We start from the raw sequence: 17,469 nt of genomic DNA, 5'->3' as shown, positions 1-17,469 counted from the left end.
GAACTCTTGTCCCATGGCAGGCCCAGTGATTGAATGGGGCAATGGGCCTTAGAATGCTTACCCCCGCCGCGGCGCAGGTTGCCGACCTCGTCGATGAGCTCGCCAGTTGGCAACGCGATGGCCTGCCCCTGCAGCTGCATCCCGGGGATGTGGGCTGGTACGCAATGCGGGGTCTGGAAATCACTGCGCAAAGCCTGCGGGTCTGGGCGGATCGCGAATCGATTTATGCCATTGGCCTGCTCGATGGCCCGGATCTCATGCGAATGGCCCTGCATCCGGACTACGTCGGCATCCAGCCGCTGGCCGAGCAGATCCACACCGACCTCCTCTCGCCGCAACAGCGGATCTTCCCTTCCTCATCCGCCAGCATCGAAGCCCGCGGCGCGACGGCCTTGGGCCAGGTCCTGCAGGCCAACGGGTGGGCTCCGGGCGAAGCATGGACTCCCTTGCGCCGTTCGCTGGACACTCCGGTGCATCTGCCGGAGCTTACCTTTCGACGGGTGGATTCCGCCCAAGCCAGCCAATGGATGGAAGTCCACCTCAATGCCTTTCGCGGCGCCGATTTCTCAGCAGAAGACTTGGCGCGTGCGGTGCAGCGCTGGCATACCATGGCCAGTACTCCCATCTATGCCCAGGGGCAATGCCTGACCGCCTATGACAGCGACATGAACCCGCTGGCTGTCGCAGCGGTCTGGTCTGCTGGTCCCGGACGGCCAGGGCTGTTGGAGCCCGTAGCGGTGCATCCGGCATCCCGCGGCCAAGGGTACGGCACGGCGATCAGCCTGGCGGCCGCTGCAGAACTGCGATCCATGGGAGCATCCAGCGCCTTGGTATGCACTGCCAGCGACAACACTGCCGCCGTTGCCACCTATCTCGCCGCCGAATTCATTGCCGATAACGAATCCTGCGACTGGCATCGCGGGAAGAACGAGGAATCATGAAAGTCTCCGAGCTCCTGTCAGACTTGGCCCAGCGGACAATTGACGCGGTACGCGCGCTTCCGCAGCTGGGCAGTGAACAGCTCAACGCGCACCCGGGCAACCACCCCAACTCCATTGCATGGCTTCTATGGCATTCAGGGCGCGAAGCAGATATCCAGCTCTCGGCGCTGAGCGGTCAGCCTGAACTCTGGGACCAGTTCCGGGACCGCTTCAATTTGGGCGAGCTCGGCGATTCGATGGGCTTCGGGCACAGTGCCGAGCAGGCTCGCTCGATCATCGTCAACGACCAGCAGCTGCTCCTGGACTATTTGGAGGCGTGCCTTTCCGCGCTCGGCGGCTACGCCTCCAGACTGCGCGAGGAAGAACTCGACGAAATCATTGATCGAAGCTGGGACCCGGCGGTTACCCGTGGGGTGCGCTTGGTATCGATCATTGACGACGCCTCGGTCCATGTCGGGCAGGCTGCCTATGCCGCTGGCGCCTTGGGCTAGGCTGCAGGCAGGCTTTTGGCCCTCTTGGCGATCCACCAGAAGATCACCAGCTGGAGCACCAGTACGATAGCCGAGATGCCGGCATCGCCCCATCCCATGGAATACCCAGCCTGCAAGGTCCCGATTCCACTGGCTACTGGGTAGAACAGCGGCCACAACACCGCGAGGTTGCGCATCATGGCAAAGGCAATCGCGAACAAGATCGCGAAAGCACCGAATCCTGCTGCAGCTGCCGCCGGAACCGAACCGAGGTGCTGAACCATAAAGCCGAGGCCAGTCAGCGCAATAGCTGGCAACCATCCGAAAGCGCGTTCCCACCGCAGATACAACCATCCAAAGACAAAGAACGGTTCCCACAAGGCCAAGAAGTTCGCCGCCAGATGGCTTGCGATATCGGCGCCACTGGCGTTGGCCAAGGTGACCAGCTGGTAGGCGGACCCGGCACCCAGCACCAGGGAAATAGCGAGGGATGCCAGCAGGAGTTTTCTCGTGATCCCCACCCCTGCAAGAGTCTCTCGGCGCCGGTGCAGCACCGTCCAGAGAGGGACAAAGGTTCCGAAGACCAAGATGCCGAGCCAGAGAAAAAGGCTATTAATCGCGGTCCCCGCGTAGTAGCACAGGGAAAACGCCAGCAACGTGGCCAAGGCAATGAGCGTATCGGCTTCAGGTCGCCACGCGAATGCACTCCGACGGTGGCCCATGGCTGTTTCAGATCGAGCAGAAAAAGCATTCATGTTGACGTGCCTCGGTGCCGTGGGTTGGTTTAGCTGGCTCCGTCCGAGAATAGCAGTTCCTCAACCGTCCGATCATAAAAAGCATGAACAGATACGGAATTGAAACAAAATACTACTTGCAAATATTGCAACTAGTTGCAAAGATTGAGGCATGAGCCAAGATTCCAGTTCATCCACCCCGCTATCGCCCGGCAAGGCGCAGCAACTGCTGGGCTCGGTCCCCCACCGCCCCCGCCGAGAACTCAAGGCCGTCGATCATGCGATAGCGATCTTGGTCGTTGCCGCATCATTGGCGGCAGGACTGCTGGCGCTGTCCGGATACGGATGGATCGCCGTAGCGCCAGCAATCATTGCCTTATTGTCAGCGAATCACTGGTTCGCTGCGCGGCAGCGCCGCATCAATGAACCGCGTTATCCCGGTGCCCGCACGATCCTGGCCATTTTTGCCACCTGGTTGCTCCTGCCTATTTGGCGAAGCATCGTCCATCATGAAACCGCACCTTGGCCTGAAGCGCTGCTGCTGGGAGGCTTCGCACCGATGCTGTGGCTTGGCTACTATCTCTTCCTGTTAATTCGGCGCTGAGCTCCATGAATTACCAAGAACTTGATCCCTTGCTTCTGGCGCCCAAAAGATTCGTTACGCTGGCGCATCTGAGCCAAGTAGAACAGGCGGATTTCGCTGGACTCCAAGCAGCCACGGGGCTGTCCACCGCCGACCTTTCAAAGATCCTCAAGGATCTGGAAAATCGTGAACTAATCCACCTGTCAAAGGAACGCAAAGACCGCTACGGCATCACCCTCGTGTGCCTGTCGGAGAGTGGCCAGCGCACCTTCAAGAAACTGATGAAAACTCTCAACCGTATTGCGGGAGAATAGTGCGGGGCACCTGATGCCTTCACGCTTCAAGGAAAGAACTCATGAAACTCGTTATTATCGGTGGCAACAGCGGAACCGGCGCTGCGCTGGCTAAACTCGCTCGCCAGGCATCCCATGAAGTTACCGTCGTCTCGCGAAGCGGTTCCCGCACCGCGCATGGGCAAATAAATCAGCTCAACGGCGATGCCTCTGATCCTGAATTCGCGGTGCAGGCGATTGCCGGCGCCGACGCCGTAGCTATCACCGTGGGTGGCAGCAAGGGAAAGAAAAATGCCCGCACCAGCGTGACACGCAGTGTTATCCACGCGATGCAGGCGAACGGTCCCCAGCGCCTGCTGATCCAGTCTTCCCTGGGCGCCGGAAACTCCGGTTCGCAACTTCCCGGCGTCATCGGTCTCATCTCCAAAATGCTATTGGCCAAGCCTTTGGCCGACCACACCGAGCAGGAAAAGCTAGTGGAAGATTCTGGCTTGGATTGGAGCATTGTGCGCCCCACCGGATTGGGCAGCAAGCCTGCCCTCGGCAAGTGGACCGCACTGCAAGTTGGTGAACCAGGCCGGCTGGGTGGAAGCATCACGCGTGATGATCTTGCCGCGTTCATGCTCGAAACACTTCAAAGCAACCAGAGCATCAGCAAGGCCTACGGCATCAGCAACTAATTCGGCTGCGGAAAGCCAGGGGCCCCTGACGCCCGTTTGGTGCGGGCCAGTCCCGGCAATGCCGGAGCCTGCCGCCAAGGCGAAATACCCTGACGGCAGATTTTCCAAGTATTCACAGAACTGAAATGTCCTGGGAGGTGCCGGACTGTGCCCGGGTTGCCGTTCCTCGTTGCAACCAGCGTGCGGCCGTCGCCCGCCTGGCGCGCACTGCCTGATCCGGGGAAGGCCTAGAGCCAAGCTCCGAGCTGCTTGCCGGACATCTCCGCCAACCACATTTGCCACAGCGGTCCGAAGCTCACGCGACGAACCCCTAGCTCACGCAAGGCTGCGAGGTCACCGGCCGGGTGCGCGTTGACTGGGTGGGCCGTCACGTTCACCGGAATGCTGACTGCTTGCACGACCTGAGCAACCTGATCGGCATTGGCCAGGGCCACCGGATACACGCTACGCGCACCAGCCTGCTCCATCAGCTTGATGCGCTCGATTGCCTCGCCCAGCGGGTCTGCGAACTTATCGGCCAGCTTCACTGCATCGGTGCGTCCGTTGATCACGAATTCGATGCCTGCTGCATCTGCTGCTTGGCGGACGCCGTTAATGTAGTCCGCATGCTCATGGCGTTCACGGACACGGCCGCCTTCACTGTGGAGAACATCTTCGATATTCACGCCGACAGCGCCCGCTGCCGCAACGCGTTCGAAGAGTTCCTTCGGATCCAGGCCGTAGCCGGATTCAACGTCAGCGCTGACCGGCACATCGACACTGCTGGTGATTCGCTGAACCGCGGCCAGATAGTCTGCGAAGTCCATCTTCTCGCCATCTTCACTGCCCAAGGCATCGGCGACGGGGTGGCTTCCGACAGTCAGCGAGGCGAAGCCAGCGGATGCCGCGATGTTGGCGCTGAAGGCATCCCACACGGTTGGCATGACCAGCAGTTCACCTGAGGCGTGCTGCTTGGCGAGGTTCTGGGCGAGAGCTGAAATTTCAGTCAAGGATATCTCCTAGAGTCGTGACGGAATCCACCCAGTCTACGGCTCGGAGTCCACGATGGAAACAACTGGAAGATGAACTCCCAGGATTCGGCATGAGCGCTGGAACCAGGCATCATTTCAATCCTATTGCTACTTGCCAGGTAGCGGTTTAACCATGGTCAAGCAGGGCGTCCCAGCTCCCCAGAGGCTAGTTTCCTCCAGGGGAAGGAAGCCCTGCTTTTCATAGAATCGCCGAGTTTTCGCGTAGCCGGCATCCGGGTGCGAAGGACCCAGGGTCTTGACCTGCAAGAGCTGCACTCCGCCGGCGAGCGCCTCGGCTTCAATGGCTGCGCACAAAGCCGAACCGATTCCACCGCCGTGGTATCCACGGTCGACCACCATCAGATGGATCTCAACGGAGTGGTGGTAGTGCCGTTCTGCCAAGAGCACACCGAGCACTGCGCCTTGGGCATTGCGAACGGTCCAGGTTTCCTTGGTCCGCGCGGACTGGATGTACTCTGCGTTTGATTCAGGTTGGCCAAACCATTCAGGAACGGTGGCAAGCAACCGCGCAACGTCGTCTGGCACGGGATGGTCCCTGGTTGCTGCAAAGCTGGATTGTTCCACGATGGCTCCTGACCGGATAGTACTTGCGCTAGCTAGATGGGGTCATGATTTCCAGACGATTCCCGAACCCGTCGCGGGCATGGAACCGCAGATATCCTTCAAAGGTTTCGCGCTCTGCCCAAGACAGTTCATAGCCCATGGAATCGATACGGCCAGCGAGGGTTTCCCACTCCTCTACCGAGTCGCAGACCATTCCAGGATGCGCTTTCTTGGCTGGAATGAATGGATCGTCTATGCCCAGATGGATTTCCGCCACAACGGCATCTGCTTTGAAAGCGCGGAACCAGCAACCTCCCCTGCCGGCAAGGGAAGGCGGCTTGGGGACTTCGATTAGCCCCAGGGCTTCACCGTAGAACCGGCGGGCTTCAGCTTCCTGGCCGCGTGGCATCGGCAACTGAACGTGATGGAGTCTCATCTGGTCCCTCCTCGTCGCTGTTGCTGCCAATATACCTGCAAGGAGACTGCCCAGGGCTAGGTTCGGCCAATATTGAAGATCAGGGTTTCAGCCCGTGCGGCGTCGCTGTCTGGATCTTCAACCCGGCGTCCTTCCGGCTTGAATCCGGTCTTTTCAAGGACTCGGATGGAAGCTGCGTTTCTCGCATCGCAGGTTGCACTGATCCGTTCCAAACCAAGATCCTCGAATCCCCGACGGAGCAGGAGTCCAGCAGTTTCGGTGGCGTATCCGTTTCCCCAGTATTCTCGATTCAGGGTGTAGCCGATCTCCCCTGCCTTGGCTTTCCGGTCGGTGACCCACACCGAAGCCGAACCGATGAGAACATCACCGAGCATGACCGCCTGCAGGACCCTATGCGGTTGCTCGAGCAGTGCATCGGCGAGAAATTCCCGGGTGTCGGCCAGTTGGTTGGGTCCCCATATCGAGTACTGGCACACCACTGGGTCAGCGGCAAAGGCATGGATTGCAGGCAAGTCCTGCGGTTGAAAATCAGCCAAGCGTATTCCGTGCCCAGCGGTACTCCTGCCGCTGGCTGCCTGAGCATCGCGCATTATTTCTCCTTTGCAGGGCAACGCCAGTCTATGTGTTGGGGCGGACCCTATCGGGCTGGCGGGGTTCAAGTCCAAGCATGTTGCGCAGCTGTTAAGCGGTGTTGAGATTCGTTGCGTTTTTTGGAATCGTGGCACCCACATGCCCTGAACTTGGTATGTCCTCAACCGGAAGGAGAGCCTCGTGCTCGCACTGACCGACCAAGCAGCATCGATCGTGACCGCGATCGTCACCAACCAGGCCGAGGAAGAAACCGCTGGTCTGCGCATCATGCAGGCAGACAGCACCCACCCGGAAGATGCCGCTTTCGGCCTGCAGATTGTCCCCGCTCCCGAAAGCACCGACGGCGTCGTGGCTTCCGAAGGCAGCCCAGTCTACGTGGATGAAGCGATTGCCGACGCTTTGGAGGGCAAAGTACTCGACGCGGCGGTGGATGAGCAGGGTGGCGTAAGCTTCCAGCTCCTTGAGCAGGGCTAATTCTGCACCCTGCCCTTTAGCTTTGGCTGCGGGGGTCGTCCTTCGGGACGGCCCCGCAGTTCGTTAACAATCTCCCTGCACCGGTACGCTGGACGGATCATATTTGCAGGCCAGATGCCCCGCACCCTTGTATATTGCGACGCAGTGCGTCATCGTTCAACTAAGGGAAAGGGGAAAGCAGTGGAAACGCGCGCGGTACGCAAGCATGAGTGGGCGACGATTCCGAACGCCATCACGATTATTCGCTTTCTCCTGGTGGTTCCCATCGTCGGCTATTTGCTGGCCGATACCGAACCGGCACTGACAGCGGTTCTGCTTCTCGCCTTCGGCCTGAGCGACTGGGTTGACGGGTTTATTGCCCGCAAGTTCAATCAGGTTTCGCATCTGGGCGTCCTGCTGGATCCCATAGCTGATCGTTTGGGCATCGTGGCTATCGCGATCGCCCTGGTGGCCAATGGGGCGATCCCCTTATGGGTTGGCCTGGCCATTTTCATCACCGACCTGATCCTGCTGTGCACCTATTTCTTCTTGCGCCTGGGCTCCCCGCCAGCTTCCACGTGGCTGGGAAAGATCCGCACCGCCATCATGATGCTGGGGCTGGCCTGCGTGGCGTGTGGCAGGATCCCCGATTTTTCGGTGCTGGCAACACCGGGCGTAGCCATTTTGACTGCCGGTACGGTGCTGCATTTATTTGTCGGGTTCGGCTATCTGCGCATCATGCGTGCTTCTGCCAAAGAGCAAGCTGCATCGGCCAGCTAGTCGCGGTTTTCCTGCTGCATTGCTCCGGCCAGGAGCGTCAGTTCGGGTATTCGCGGCTTCCACAAGGCTGCCCGGCAGGCAGTCAGTTCCCTGAGCTGCGTTGAGGCCAGCTCTTCAAGTGCCCGGATATAGTCGGGAACAATTTCGCGTGGCAGCCGCAACCCCATGGTCAGGTGCGGGGTCCACCGCGGTCCCCGCCCATCGGGATTCAGCGCGCTGATTTCCCGGGCTGCCATTTCCAAGGCATCCGTGGTTTCCAGCAGCCACGCAACCGTCTGCTTGCGCTTTGTGCCAAAGACAATAGTGCCCACCCGTTGGAAGCTCGCGGGGATGAGCGCAGGCAGTAATTCTGCCGCCCGCTGCGTCACGACCTCGCTCATGCTGGGCGAAAAGGTAATGGTGATATGCGGAGTCTGGTGTTGCGCGGGGAAGCCGCGCATCTCCAACTGGGCAAAGACCTCCTGCACTTGCTGCTCCTGCTCTGCTGGAAGGTGCAGCAAAATGTTGTCCGGGGACCTACTCATCAAGGTTCTCCTTCCTCATGCTGGTGATCTGGCGCGACCACGTGCGCGCCCATGACTGCTTGTCCCCCACCGCGTAGGTGCTGATTTCTCCGGTCGGCGCATAACCAAGGCTCTTCCAGAACGGTTCAACTTCAGCAGCATTTGCATCGACTATCGAAATCCGGCAGGCGGTGATCAACGGATGATCCTGGATCACATCGAGCACCGCTTCATGGATCTGCTTCCCCAGGCCCCGTCCGTGCCTGGCACCATCGACCATGAGCAATCCGATGTGGACCGTATCTGGTCTGGGCCAGCCGACGATCAGATCCGCGAATCCGGCCAGTTCTTCGCCTTCCCATAGGCCAAGATCAATTTTCTGCTCGGATTGCGCCTTCGGTGGCAGGGCGCTCAATGCCTGAACTGCGGCGTCGGATGCGGGGCCGGCGCCGGTGACACGTTGGGAATATCCCGGGTTGCTTTCCATCAGCCGTTGCAGGCACGCTGAATGCTTGATGGAAAGCAGGGTAACCGGCAACTTGGAAGGTTGCCTATCCATGAGCAGTTTCCCCGTCCACTCCCCTGATCGCTTCAGCTTCGAAGATCATCAGTGGTTGCTCTCCGTTGAAGCGGTTCTTCTGCCAGTCACCCCAAATTGCGCGAATATTGAACCCTGCGGCAACTAGATCTGCACTGATCTGCTCGGCGCTGCGGAAAGCCAGGTCCAGCTTTTCGACCAGTACTTCCTGCGAGTGCTCAATCTTGACATAGGACGTCAAGCGCACGAGTCCCACGCTGGTTTCTTCCGCATCGCACCATTCGGTCAGCGGACCGAATTGCGTGTCCCGGGTTACTGCTTCTTCGTCATTCCATGTCTCCCAGGCGCGAGTCGATGGGTTCCTGCTTTCAAAGGCCAGCACGGCCCCGGTCGCCGCGGCAGCGCGGAGTTGTTTCAGGGTTTGCGCCCACTGCGGATCCGGGATGTGCTGGGCTACGTTGCCGGTCATCACCATCAGGTCAAAGGGCCCGCCGTCAATTGCCGAAGCGTCGCCGTCAATCCATGTGACTCGCTCAGCGTTGGGCCGTTGCCTGGCGTAGTCCATCATTACCGGTGAGCGGTCAACTCCAACGACAGTTCTTTGCGCAATGGCAAGCGTAACCGTCAAAAGGCCGGTGCCGCAGCCTAGATCCAGAATCCGGTGCGCTTTGGTTTCAGCCGCTAAGGCACGGTAATAGTCATGATCCGGTCCGTCGGGATTATCCGTATCGTAGAGCGCAATGATTCGTGGATCGTAGTCAGCGAAGCTCACTTGGGCCTATTCCGTTCTCAAAATTTCCGTCGAGGTGCAGTGTGCTCCATCAATTCTTGCATTGCCTAGATGCAGCCCGCCCATTGGCAAGTACTTCCATCAGGCGTGTTCAATTCGCCGGACACCACGCCGAGTACTCGCGCCAACACCGAGGGCACCGCGCTCCTGCTTTGACCTTCCAGGACTCCAGCCTTGGCAAAGCGCGGAACCGAATTGGCTGCCTTCCATGCCCTGTCTCCACCTGGCAGCACCCGGAATCACGCCACGAGTTGACCGCGGCCTTGGGCACCGCAGGTCCAGCGGAGGCCGGATGAGTCCCGGCAATGGTTGCAGGCTTCCCGAAGCAAAAACGATCAGACGGTCTTGTGCCCGTGACTCGGCGACGTTTAGCAGGTCCGGGTTGGGGTCGCTGAACCTGGACTGGGCGCTATTCCGGTCGCAGGCAATTTCCCGGCTCGCTTCGCCCGCGCATCCGTTTTCCGTTCTGGAGCATATTCCCCAGCCAAGCCGCGCCTATCGGTAGCGAATTTGGAGCTAGTGGCATTTTCCCAAGCCAAGCGTGGCAATTGTGACCTAGACAACCGTTGATGAATTGGGCATTGTTGGTTCAGCAGACGTTTCCTGTCAAAAACTTCCTGGAGGAGCCCATGCCCGAGGCCTACATCATCGATGCGCTGCGTACACCTGTCGGACGCCGGGGAAAGTCTCTGGCGCATATGCATCCGCTGGACCTCGCCGCCGCGCCGCTGGCCGAACTGGTGAACCGCAACAACATTGATTCCGAGCAATACGATGAGGTCATCCTCGGTTGCATCGACCAGCTGGGACCCCAGGCAATGGACATCGCCCGCAACGCATGGTTGGCCGCCGGCCTTTCCGAACATGTCCCCGGGACAACGGTAGAACGCCAGTGCGGCTCCGGGCAGCAGGCGATCTCCTACGCGGCCCAAGCGGTCATGAGCGGAAGCAGCGACCTCGTGGTTGCCGGTGGCGTCCAGTCCATGTCGAGCATTCCGCTGTCCTATTCCAACTCCGCCGCCAAGGACTTCGGCTTCCCCGATCCCTACACCGGCTCCACGCTGTGGGCGTCCCGCTACGGCAAGCAGGAAATCTCGCAGTTTCGCGGCGCAGAGATGATGGCAGAACGCTGGAGCCTCACCCGCACCCAGCTGGAGGATTTTGCTGTGGCCTCCCATCAGCGGGCATTGAACGCCCAGGCGCAAGGCTACTTCGACCGCGAGATCCTCGCTTTGGATTCCCTGGCTGCAGATGAGGGGCCACGCCCCGTGGACCGCGCCAAGATGCAGTCATTGGCACCGATTGCCGAAGGCGGTGCGCATACGGCAGCCACAGCATCGCAGATGTCTGACGGCGCCGCGATGCTGCTCATTGCTTCCGAGGCCGCGGTCAAACGCTATGGGCTGAAACCCCGCGCCCGCATCCACCACATCTCGGCCCGAGGCGATGACCCGGTCATGATGCTTTCGGCCCCGATCCGCGCCACCAAGCATGCCCTGGCACGCGCCGGGATGGGCATCGAAGACATGGACCGCATTGAAATCAATGAGGCCTTCGCCGCGGTAGTGCTTGCCTGGCAGCAGGAAACCGGCGCCGACATGTCCAAGGTCAACGTCAATGGCGGCGCCATCGCCCTGGGCCACCCCATCGGTGCCACCGGTGCACGGCTGATGACCTCCTTGCTCCATGAGCTGGAACGCAGCGATACCCGCTTCGGCCTGCAGACCATGTGCGAGGGCGGCGGCCAAGCCAACGTCACCATCATCGAACGCCTCTAGCTACCCGCACCCGCCGCAAAGGAAACTACCATGAGTGCATTGCGAGCCACCTCGGCGATGAATTCCGATGACCAGAACACCATTGGCGCGCTGCTGCGCCGCTCGGTGGCCCGCTGCCCCGCGGACAATGCTCTGGCCTTCGGGGAACGGAACTGGACCTACAGCCAGCTGGCCGACGGGGTGAATCGGGTGACTGCCCGGTTGCGGCAGGCAGGCCTGCCGGCCGGTTCGCGAGTTGCTGCCTATGCAGCGAACAGCGACGCCTATGCCATCTTGTTCCTCGCCTGCGCCAGTGCCGGGTTGGTCCACGTGCCGGTGAACTTCGCGCTCAGGGGCGACGAGTTGCGCTACCTGCTGCACGATTCCGGGGCCGCACTGGTCATCGCCGATGAGTCACGCCTCGAACTGGTCCAGGAACTGCGCGATGCCGGCGGCCTGCAGGCAGTCAAGGATGTTTGGCCGCTGCTGCCCGGAACCGGAAACAGCACCAGCGTGCTGGAAACGGCGATGGATGAAAGCGTGGAGGCCGCGCCGCCTGGAGCTGCGGTGGCCGGCACGGATCTGGCCCAGCTGCTCTATACCTCCGGAACCACCTCGGCACCCAAGGGCGCAATGATGACCCATTCGGCGCTGGTGGCCCAGTACGTCTCAGCCATTATCGCCCTGGATCTGGAGGGCACGGACCGGCCCCTGATCGCGATGCCGCTCTACCACTCGGCGGCCATGCACGTGTTCCTGCTTCCCTATCTGTCATTGGGTGCCAGCATCCGCTTGCTCGCCAAACCCGATATCGGCGAAATCCTGGAACGCGTCGAATCCGAACGCATCGGCTCGCTGTTCTTGGCCCCCACCGTCTGGGTGCCTCTGAGCAATCACCCGGATCTGGACACCCGCGACCTGGGCTCGCTGGCCAAGGCGCAGTACGGTGCCTCGATCATGCCGGTAACCGTGCTGGCCCGCTTGCGCGACCGCTATCCGCAGATCGGGTTCTACAACTGCTTTGGCCAGTCCGAGCTCGGCCCGTTGTGCACGGTGCTGCGCCCCGAGGAGCACGATGCACGCCCCGCGTCCTGCGGCCGCCCGGTGTTCTTCATCGAAGCGCGCGTGATGACCGCCGAGGGGAAGCTCGCCGATGCCGGTGAGCCCGGAGAGATCCAATACCGTTCTGCACAGGTCATGAGCGGCTACTGGAACAAGCCGGCGGAAACCGAGCAGGCATTTGCCGACGGCTGGTTCCGCTCCGGGGACCAAGTGGTCAAGGACCAGGGCGGCTACATCCAGGTGGTGGATCGCATCAAGGACGTCATCAATACCGGTGGGGTGCTGGTAGCCCCGCGCGAAGTGGAGGACTGCATCTACGAATTGCCCGAAATTGCGGAAGTCGCGGTGGTGGGCATCGATGATGAACGCTGGATCGAGGCGGTGACCGCGGTCATTGTGCTCAAGGCCGGCGCCACGCTCACCGCCGAAGAGGTGCGCGAGCACGTCAAGTCCAAGCTGGCGCACTACAAGGTTCCCAAGCGGGTGGACTTTGCCGCACAGCTGCCCCGCAACCAATCGGGCAAATTGCTCAAGCGCCAGCTGCGTGCCGAACGCAACAAGACTTCGGGCGGCACCCATTGACCCGGGACCCATGGGCACCCTACGACCTGGCCTCGGCTTTGGACATCGATTATCTATCCGCTTTCGATGCTGCCACCGACGAGGATCGCAAGCATTGGGCCCGCGCCCGGCACTACGGAGTAGAGATCCTGCCCAGCATCAACCAGCATTGGGAGAACGCGCATTATCCGCTGGATCTGGTTCGCCGCATGGGCGAACTCGATTTGTTCACCGACGGTCTTCGGATTCCAGGCCACGCCCACTTCTCCCCGCTGGCCGCGGGCCTAGTGGCCATGGAGCTTTCGCGCGCAGACGGTTCGATGGCCGCGGCCGCCGCGGTGCAGGGCGGCCTGGTGCTGCGCAGCCTGAAATTCTTCGGCAGCCCCGAACAGCAGGAGAAGTATCTGGAACCCGTGGCCTCCGGTGAGCTGCTCGGTGGTTTCGCCCTCAGCGAGCCGCATCATGGCTCGGACTCTGTTGGCCTGGATTCCAGTGCCCGGCGCGACGGGGATCACTGGATCATCAATGGCCATAAGAAATGGATCGGCAATGGAGCCGCCGGAGGCATCACCATTGTGTGGGCACGCGACGTCGCCGACTCCCGGGTCAAGGGGTTCATTCTCGACCAGCAGGCCCCTGGCTACGAGGCTTCCCCGGTGCGCGGCAAGGGCGTGCTTCGCGCGATCGAACAGGCAGAGATCCGGCTCACGGACGTTCGCGTTCCTGAATCCGCCAGGCTCACCGGGGCCGGCGCATTCAAGGATGTCTCGCGGGCACTGGTTGAAACCCGGGTGAATGTTGGTTGGTCGGCGCTAGGCCATGCCCAGTTCGTCTTCGAAGCGGCCCTGCAGTACGCCAAGCAGCGCACGCAGTTCGGCAAACCCCTGGGCGCGCACCAGATGGTGCAGGAACGGCTGGCGCAAATGCTCGCCGAAATCACCAATATGCAGTTGCAGTGCGTGGCCGTGGCCGGCGCCCAGGCTGCCGGCCGGTTGAAAGACACGCAAGCTTCGCTGCTGAAGTACCACAACACCCGGGCTGCCCGCCGGGTGGCAGCCACCGCCCGCGACCTGCTCGGCGGCAATGGAATCTTGCTGGAAAATCACGTGATTCGCCATTTCGGCGATATCGAAGCCTTGCATACCTATGAGGGAACCGAGTCTGTGCAGGCATTGATCCTCGGCAGGGACCTGACCGGATTCAGTGCCTTCGGCTAGTTTCGCGGAGTACGATAACAACGAATTACCGAATCCACGGGGCCAACGCCCGAAGGGATGCCCATGCCATACCTTGTTGATTTCAAAGACGTATCCACCCAGGGTCTTGAGACTTCGCCTGTTGCTGACGCGCTGGCAGGCTTGCGCGCCAACGAAGCGCGCTATCTGAAGAACAAGTTCAACCACGACTTTGCCGTGGAGCAAGCAGACGACGCAAGGGAAGCCATAGCTTGGGTGCACACGATTCTGGCGCAGGAACGCGACTTGCACATCGCATCGAAGCCATTGCAGGCAGCTGTGTTCGAGGCGGTTGGCGCCAAGCGCGCCTACGTCTTCTACGCGTCCGGCTTGTCCATCAATGTTCTCTACGGCCTGGATCCCGGCGAGAAGCGCGCCGTGGGCTTCAAGCTTTCCGATGGCATGGCTGTGCCCAGCGAGCTGGAAGGGAAGTTCAAGTTCGCTCGCCAGAAGTCCAAGCTTGCAGGGACCATCCGCGGCTCGTACTTCGTGATCAAGAACGAATACTGACATTTCGCCCATTCCGCCGCTGCCCTCAGTCGAGTGCCGGCCATGAGGTCATTTCGTGCTCTGGCTTCATGCGCCGCGCTTTCCTGGTTCCTTCGCGTTACCCGGCAGCTGCGCGTAGGCATCTTTGGCAGCTTCGAGAAGGAAATCGGCAGGCCACAGTTCTTGCAGCTCTGCAGGGAACGCAATGTCCTTGATTGCCGCACCCTTCTCATGAGCCGAACCCAGGGTCGTGGCGAGCAGCTCGAAGCAGTGCATTTGCCGAACGACGAATTCCCGGTCGACGGGCTCTCCATGGCCTGGAACAATCACGTCTCCCGGCTGGATGCGCGCTAGCAGGGATTGGAGCACCGCAGGCCACTTCATCGGATAGGCGCCCGAGCCGAACATCGGTGGACCAGACTGCTCGATGACGTCGCCAAGGAACCACGCCTTGGCATCAGGAATATGGATCGCAAGGTCGGTGTCGGTATGCCCGGCACCCAGCGGGATCAGTTCAACTTCCCGTCCGCCTAGATTTGCCGTGCAGGGTTCGGCCAGCAAGTGGCTAGGCGGCGTCAGCGTTACACCGCTCCAATTCATTTCAGGTTCGAGTTCCGGCGAGCGCTGCACCATTTCAAGCCGGGGCTTCTCGAACTGCTCGAAGTGCGCGGGTATCCGGTGATGGCCGTAAATCGGGATTCCCCGCTGGGCAAAGAGCTGGTTGCCGAAGGTGTGGTCATAATGCGCGTGGGTGTTGATCACGGCAACGATTGGCAGTCCGAATTGCGTTGTGGCTTCGTCAAGGATTTCTTGTGCTTCGGGTGCGTTGTTGCGGGTATCGATGATCGCCACGCCTTGCCCGCCGAGCACCGCGCCCACGGTAATATCCAACGGTTCATATCTGCGCTGGAATACTCCCTCGGCAACGTGCTTCCAGGGTCCTTCAGCCATCTTTTCCCCTCGTGCCAGCCTTGCTTGGGCTATAGCCCCGCCTTCAGCAACTGCTTCCAGCGCTGCGGCATGGGTGCCTCGATCACCAGTTCCTGGCCATCGGGCTTGGGAATCACCAGCTTAGTCGCATGCAGGAACAGCCCGCGACCCCCAAGCTGTTCGACGCGGCGGTTGAACTTCGCGAAGCCATACCGGTCGTCTCCTGCAATCGGATGGCCTTCGCTTTGCAGGTGGACCCGGATCTGGTGCTTGCGCCCGGTCATCAGTTGCACATCCAGAATGGTGGCGCGCTGGCCTACGCGCTGCTTCACGGTGACATGTGTTTCGGCTCGCTGCCCGTTCGGATCAACCACGACCTTGTCGGCACGGCGCAGCAGCGGCGAGTGGATCGATTCGGTCTTTTCGCTCCAATGCCCTGCAACGAGCGCAAGGTAGTGGCGTTCTATCTCCTCTTCGCTCTCCCGAAGCATCTCATGCAGGTAGCGCAGCATGCTCGGGGTCTTCGCCAACACCAGCAGCCCGGAAGTATCGCGATCCAGCCGGTGGCTCAATTCCAGGTCCGGCAGCTCGGGGCGCAACTGGCGGAAAGCTTCGATAACCCCCGCAGGAATATCGGTTCCCCGGTGCACGGCGACGCCGGCAGGTTTGTCAATCACCAGGACGTCTTGGTCTTCGTGCAGGACGCAGTTGCGTAGCCGCTTGAGCAAGGGTGCCGGGACATCGAAGGCTGGTGCCACGCCCTGTTCTGCATATAGCGCCGGCAGCGTGATCTGGTCGTTTACGGCTAGCCGGTACCCTTCCTGGACTTTCCTGCCGTTGACACGCAGTTGCCCTTTGCGCATCAGCCGGAAAAGCTGCCCGGCGGGCACCGTCTTGAGCTGGACCCGGAGGAACTTCTCGATCCGCCGGCCAGCATGCCCGCCGTCGACAAGGATGGTGCGTGTCTTGGAATCAGACTGCTGTTCTGACGCTGGCTGCTGGAGGACTCCAGACAAGAATTATCACTCCGTTTATAAGGCCACATCCAGTGGTGGATCATGGCGTCGCCGCTTTCGACGAGTCATTTGCAAGGGACTTCCGGGAGCTGCCGCCCCCGAATTGGCCAACTTTCATGGTACCCCGATGCCGTGAGCCGGTACGAGCAAAGGCGCTGTTATGAGGACTGAACTCACACCTCGCCCGGCGCTCATCGAGCCATAGCGTTCGCTCGGCGAACCAATGAACAGCCCTGGCCCTCGCGTTGCAGCAAGGGTGCAACGGGTGAAGGTACCGCACCTCCAGAACCTGCCGGGCTCTTCGAAGCCCCGGACCTGTTTTCAGCCCAGGAGTCGCTTGCCACCATCTCCATGACTAGGCTGGGTTCATGGCCACAGTAATCCTTGTGCGGCACGGACGCACTACCGCCAACGCCACCGGCGTACTGGCCGGACGCACCCCCTCAGTATTCCTCGACCAAACCGGCGAAGAACAGGCGATTCGTACCGCCGAACGCCTAGCAGCGCTCCCCTTGGCTGGCGTTGTCTCAAGCCCGCTGGAACGCTGTGTGCAGACGGCGGAGTTCGCCATGCAACGGCAAAGCCCAGCGGCGCAATTGCTGATTGAACCCGAACTCTCGGAATGCGACTACGGCCAGTGGCAAGGCCGCACGCTGCAGGACTTGGCCGCCGAAGACCTATGGAAAGCAGTGCAGTCAGCTCCGTCCTCGGTGACCTTCCCGGATGGCGAATCCATGGCCGGGATGCAATCCCGGGCAGTAGCAGCCATCAGGCGCCATGACGCGGCCATCGAGGCCGAGCATGGTGCCGGAGCGGTATGGGCGGCCTTCAGCCATGGCGATATCATCAAGTCGGTACTGGCTGACGCGCTGGGAATGCATTTGGATCTGTTCCAGCGACTGAATGTGGGCCCGGCTTCCGCATCAATTGTGCACTACGGGACCGGTGCGCCTCGCGTGTATTCCATCAACACCGACGCCGGAGACCTCTCCTGGCTAGCCCCAGGAATCAAGACAACCGATGCCCCAGTCGGCGGCGGAGCAGGACACTAAG

22 protein-coding genes are annotated in these 17,469 nt (G+C 60.9%); 12 read left to right on the top strand and 10 right to left on the bottom strand.

What is annotated here, in order from left to right; all coding sequences use genetic code 11:
* Positions 1-41: 41 nt before the first annotated feature.
* Both ACIOU9_RS02185 and ACIOU9_RS02180 read left to right on the top strand, forming a co-directional pair.
* The gene (locus tag ACIOU9_RS02185) at positions 42-941 is read left to right on the top strand and encodes a GNAT family N-acetyltransferase (RefSeq protein ID WP_402695947.1); all 900 of its coding nucleotides are present in this window, start codon (positions 42-44) and stop codon (positions 939-941) included.
* Positions 938-1,432: a DinB family protein gene (locus tag ACIOU9_RS02180; RefSeq protein ID WP_402695945.1), complete on the top strand. Its 495-nt coding sequence runs from the start codon at positions 938-940 to the stop codon at positions 1,430-1,432. Before ACIOU9_RS02185 ends, ACIOU9_RS02180 begins: the two co-directional genes overlap by 4 nt.
* Here the strand turns inward: ACIOU9_RS02180 and ACIOU9_RS02175 are convergent.
* A complete protein-coding gene (locus ACIOU9_RS02175) occupies positions 1,429-2,166 on the bottom strand; it encodes a hypothetical protein (RefSeq protein WP_133833680.1) in 738 nt (245 codons plus the stop codon). The genes ACIOU9_RS02180 and ACIOU9_RS02175 overlap by 4 nt on opposite strands.
* A 151-nt stretch (positions 2,167-2,317) precedes the next feature.
* On the opposite strand from ACIOU9_RS02175, the gene ACIOU9_RS02170 reads away from it, so the two are divergent.
* The 3 genes from ACIOU9_RS02170 to ACIOU9_RS02160 are packed head-to-tail and all read left to right on the top strand — an operon-like array spanning position 2,318 to position 3,701.
* Positions 2,318-2,749 carry a hypothetical protein gene (locus ACIOU9_RS02170; protein WP_105661531.1) on the top strand — a complete coding sequence of 144 codons (432 nt, stop codon included), beginning with the start codon at positions 2,318-2,320 and terminating at the stop codon, positions 2,747-2,749.
* A 5-nt stretch (positions 2,750-2,754) separates the two neighbouring features.
* Positions 2,755-3,042, top strand: a complete 288-nt coding sequence (locus ACIOU9_RS02165; RefSeq protein ID WP_105657557.1) for a transcriptional regulator — start codon at positions 2,755-2,757, stop codon at positions 3,040-3,042.
* A 41-nt stretch (positions 3,043-3,083) separates the two neighbouring features.
* A complete protein-coding gene (locus tag ACIOU9_RS02160; RefSeq protein ID WP_332503777.1) occupies positions 3,084-3,701 on the top strand; it encodes an NAD(P)-binding oxidoreductase in 618 nt (205 codons plus the stop codon).
* 227 nt (positions 3,702-3,928) lie between these two features.
* Here ACIOU9_RS02160 and ACIOU9_RS02155 read toward each other — a convergent pair whose 3' ends face one another.
* The 4 genes from ACIOU9_RS02155 to ACIOU9_RS02140 all read right to left on the bottom strand — a co-directional run bounded on the left by ACIOU9_RS02155 (position 3,929) and on the right by ACIOU9_RS02140 (position 6,247).
* On the bottom strand, positions 3,929-4,690 hold the full coding sequence (locus tag ACIOU9_RS02155) for an isocitrate lyase/phosphoenolpyruvate mutase family protein (protein WP_332595390.1): 762 nt from the start codon (positions 4,688-4,690) through the stop codon (positions 3,929-3,931).
* Positions 4,691-4,819: 129 nt separating this feature from the next.
* Positions 4,820-5,257: a GNAT family N-acetyltransferase gene (locus ACIOU9_RS02150; RefSeq protein WP_332489190.1), complete on the bottom strand. Its 438-nt coding sequence runs from the start codon at positions 5,255-5,257 to the stop codon at positions 4,820-4,822.
* Between the two features lie 67 nt (positions 5,258-5,324).
* A complete protein-coding gene (locus ACIOU9_RS02145; protein ID WP_332498454.1) occupies positions 5,325-5,711 on the bottom strand; it encodes a VOC family protein in 387 nt (128 codons plus the stop codon).
* 56 nt (positions 5,712-5,767) lie between these two features.
* Positions 5,768-6,247, bottom strand: coding sequence for a GNAT family N-acetyltransferase (locus ACIOU9_RS02140; RefSeq protein ID WP_402695942.1), 480 nt, complete (start codon positions 6,245-6,247; stop codon positions 5,768-5,770).
* A 235-nt stretch (positions 6,248-6,482) separates the two neighbouring features.
* Between ACIOU9_RS02140 and ACIOU9_RS02135 the strand changes: the two genes are divergently transcribed.
* Positions 6,483-6,776, top strand: a complete 294-nt coding sequence (locus tag ACIOU9_RS02135) for a Fe-S cluster assembly protein HesB (protein ID WP_105657563.1) — start codon at positions 6,483-6,485, stop codon at positions 6,774-6,776.
* 180 nt (positions 6,777-6,956) lie between these two features.
* On the top strand, positions 6,957-7,535 hold the full coding sequence (locus ACIOU9_RS02130) for a CDP-alcohol phosphatidyltransferase family protein (RefSeq protein WP_166650721.1): 579 nt from the start codon (positions 6,957-6,959) through the stop codon (positions 7,533-7,535).
* Here the strand turns inward: ACIOU9_RS02130 and ACIOU9_RS02125 are convergent.
* The 3 genes from ACIOU9_RS02125 to ACIOU9_RS02115 are packed head-to-tail and all read right to left on the bottom strand — an operon-like array spanning position 7,532 to position 9,348.
* Complete coding sequence (locus ACIOU9_RS02125; protein ID WP_133833671.1) at positions 7,532-8,059, bottom strand: 2'-5' RNA ligase family protein; 528 nt, start codon at positions 8,057-8,059, stop codon at positions 7,532-7,534. The genes ACIOU9_RS02130 and ACIOU9_RS02125 overlap by 4 nt on opposite strands.
* Positions 8,052-8,597 (bottom strand): GNAT family N-acetyltransferase, encoded by a 546-nt coding sequence (locus ACIOU9_RS02120; RefSeq protein ID WP_332489187.1) that lies wholly within the window; start codon positions 8,595-8,597, stop codon positions 8,052-8,054. Before ACIOU9_RS02120 ends, ACIOU9_RS02125 begins: the two co-directional genes overlap by 8 nt.
* On the bottom strand, positions 8,590-9,348 hold the full coding sequence (locus ACIOU9_RS02115; RefSeq protein WP_402695940.1) for a class I SAM-dependent methyltransferase: 759 nt from the start codon (positions 9,346-9,348) through the stop codon (positions 8,590-8,592). Before ACIOU9_RS02115 ends, ACIOU9_RS02120 begins: the two co-directional genes overlap by 8 nt.
* A 647-nt stretch (positions 9,349-9,995) precedes the next feature.
* On the opposite strand from ACIOU9_RS02115, the gene ACIOU9_RS02110 reads away from it, so the two are divergent.
* The 4 genes from ACIOU9_RS02110 to ACIOU9_RS02095 all read left to right on the top strand — a co-directional run bounded on the left by ACIOU9_RS02110 (position 9,996) and on the right by ACIOU9_RS02095 (position 14,491).
* Positions 9,996-11,144: an acetyl-CoA C-acetyltransferase gene (locus ACIOU9_RS02110; RefSeq protein WP_402695939.1), complete on the top strand. Its 1,149-nt coding sequence runs from the start codon at positions 9,996-9,998 to the stop codon at positions 11,142-11,144.
* A gap of 30 nt (positions 11,145-11,174) precedes the next feature.
* Positions 11,175-12,767: a fatty acyl-CoA synthetase gene (locus ACIOU9_RS02105; RefSeq protein ID WP_332498456.1), complete on the top strand. Its 1,593-nt coding sequence runs from the start codon at positions 11,175-11,177 to the stop codon at positions 12,765-12,767.
* On the top strand, positions 12,764-13,963 hold the full coding sequence (locus ACIOU9_RS02100; protein WP_105657569.1) for an acyl-CoA dehydrogenase family protein: 1,200 nt from the start codon (positions 12,764-12,766) through the stop codon (positions 13,961-13,963). The genes ACIOU9_RS02105 and ACIOU9_RS02100 overlap by 4 nt, the downstream gene beginning before the upstream one ends.
* Positions 13,964-14,026: 63 nt before the next feature.
* Positions 14,027-14,491 (top strand): phage tail protein, encoded by a 465-nt coding sequence (locus ACIOU9_RS02095; protein WP_332728550.1) that lies wholly within the window; start codon positions 14,027-14,029, stop codon positions 14,489-14,491.
* Positions 14,492-14,557: 66 nt separating this feature from the next.
* Here the strand turns inward: ACIOU9_RS02095 and ACIOU9_RS02090 are convergent, their stop codons facing one another.
* Together ACIOU9_RS02090 and ACIOU9_RS02085 are read right to left on the bottom strand one after the other, a co-directional pair.
* The gene (locus ACIOU9_RS02090) at positions 14,558-15,421 is read right to left on the bottom strand and encodes an MBL fold metallo-hydrolase (RefSeq protein WP_402695936.1); all 864 of its coding nucleotides are present in this window, start codon (positions 15,419-15,421) and stop codon (positions 14,558-14,560) included.
* 29 nt (positions 15,422-15,450) lie between these two features.
* A complete protein-coding gene (locus ACIOU9_RS02085) occupies positions 15,451-16,416 on the bottom strand; it encodes an RluA family pseudouridine synthase (RefSeq protein WP_402695935.1) in 966 nt (321 codons plus the stop codon).
* A 368-nt stretch (positions 16,417-16,784) separates the two neighbouring features.
* On the opposite strand from ACIOU9_RS02085, the gene ACIOU9_RS02080 reads away from it, so the two are divergent.
* Positions 16,785-17,468 carry an MSMEG_4193 family putative phosphomutase gene (locus ACIOU9_RS02080; RefSeq protein ID WP_332727113.1) on the top strand — a complete coding sequence of 228 codons (684 nt, stop codon included), beginning with the start codon at positions 16,785-16,787 and terminating at the stop codon, positions 17,466-17,468.
* Position 17,469 lies beyond the last annotated feature (1 nt).

It is taken from the genome of Glutamicibacter sp. NPDC087583, assembly GCF_044743685.1.
GTDB lineage: Bacteria > Actinomycetota > Actinomycetes > Actinomycetales > Micrococcaceae > Glutamicibacter.
The sequence above is the reverse complement of the archived record's forward strand: the minus strand, read 5'-3'. Positions and strand labels throughout refer to the sequence as shown.

Coding starts and splice junctions, on each gene's coding strand:
- ACIOU9_RS02185 (WP_402695947.1), top strand. CDS start 42: ATGGGCCTTAGAATGCTTACCCCCGCCGCGGCGCAGGTTGCCGACCTC.
- ACIOU9_RS02180 (WP_402695945.1), top strand. CDS start 938: ATGAAAGTCTCCGAGCTCCTGTCAGACTTGGCCCAGCGGACAATTGAC.
- ACIOU9_RS02175 (WP_133833680.1), bottom strand. CDS start 2,166: ATGAATGCTTTTTCTGCTCGATCTGAAACAGCCATGGGCCACCGTCGG.
- ACIOU9_RS02170 (WP_105661531.1), top strand. CDS start 2,318: ATGAGCCAAGATTCCAGTTCATCCACCCCGCTATCGCCCGGCAAGGCG.
- ACIOU9_RS02165 (WP_105657557.1), top strand. CDS start 2,755: ATGAATTACCAAGAACTTGATCCCTTGCTTCTGGCGCCCAAAAGATTC.
- ACIOU9_RS02160 (WP_332503777.1), top strand. CDS start 3,084: ATGAAACTCGTTATTATCGGTGGCAACAGCGGAACCGGCGCTGCGCTG.
- ACIOU9_RS02145 (WP_332498454.1), bottom strand. CDS start 5,711: ATGAGACTCCATCACGTTCAGTTGCCGATGCCACGCGGCCAGGAAGCT.
- ACIOU9_RS02125 (WP_133833671.1), bottom strand. CDS start 8,059: ATGAGTAGGTCCCCGGACAACATTTTGCTGCACCTTCCAGCAGAGCAG.
- ACIOU9_RS02120 (WP_332489187.1), bottom strand. CDS start 8,597: ATGGATAGGCAACCTTCCAAGTTGCCGGTTACCCTGCTTTCCATCAAG.
- ACIOU9_RS02110 (WP_402695939.1), top strand. CDS start 9,996: ATGCCCGAGGCCTACATCATCGATGCGCTGCGTACACCTGTCGGACGC.
- ACIOU9_RS02105 (WP_332498456.1), top strand. CDS start 11,175: ATGAGTGCATTGCGAGCCACCTCGGCGATGAATTCCGATGACCAGAAC.
- ACIOU9_RS02095 (WP_332728550.1), top strand. CDS start 14,027: ATGCCATACCTTGTTGATTTCAAAGACGTATCCACCCAGGGTCTTGAG.
- ACIOU9_RS02090 (WP_402695936.1), bottom strand. CDS start 15,421: ATGGCTGAAGGACCCTGGAAGCACGTTGCCGAGGGAGTATTCCAGCGC.
- ACIOU9_RS02080 (WP_332727113.1), top strand. CDS start 16,785: ATGGCCACAGTAATCCTTGTGCGGCACGGACGCACTACCGCCAACGCC.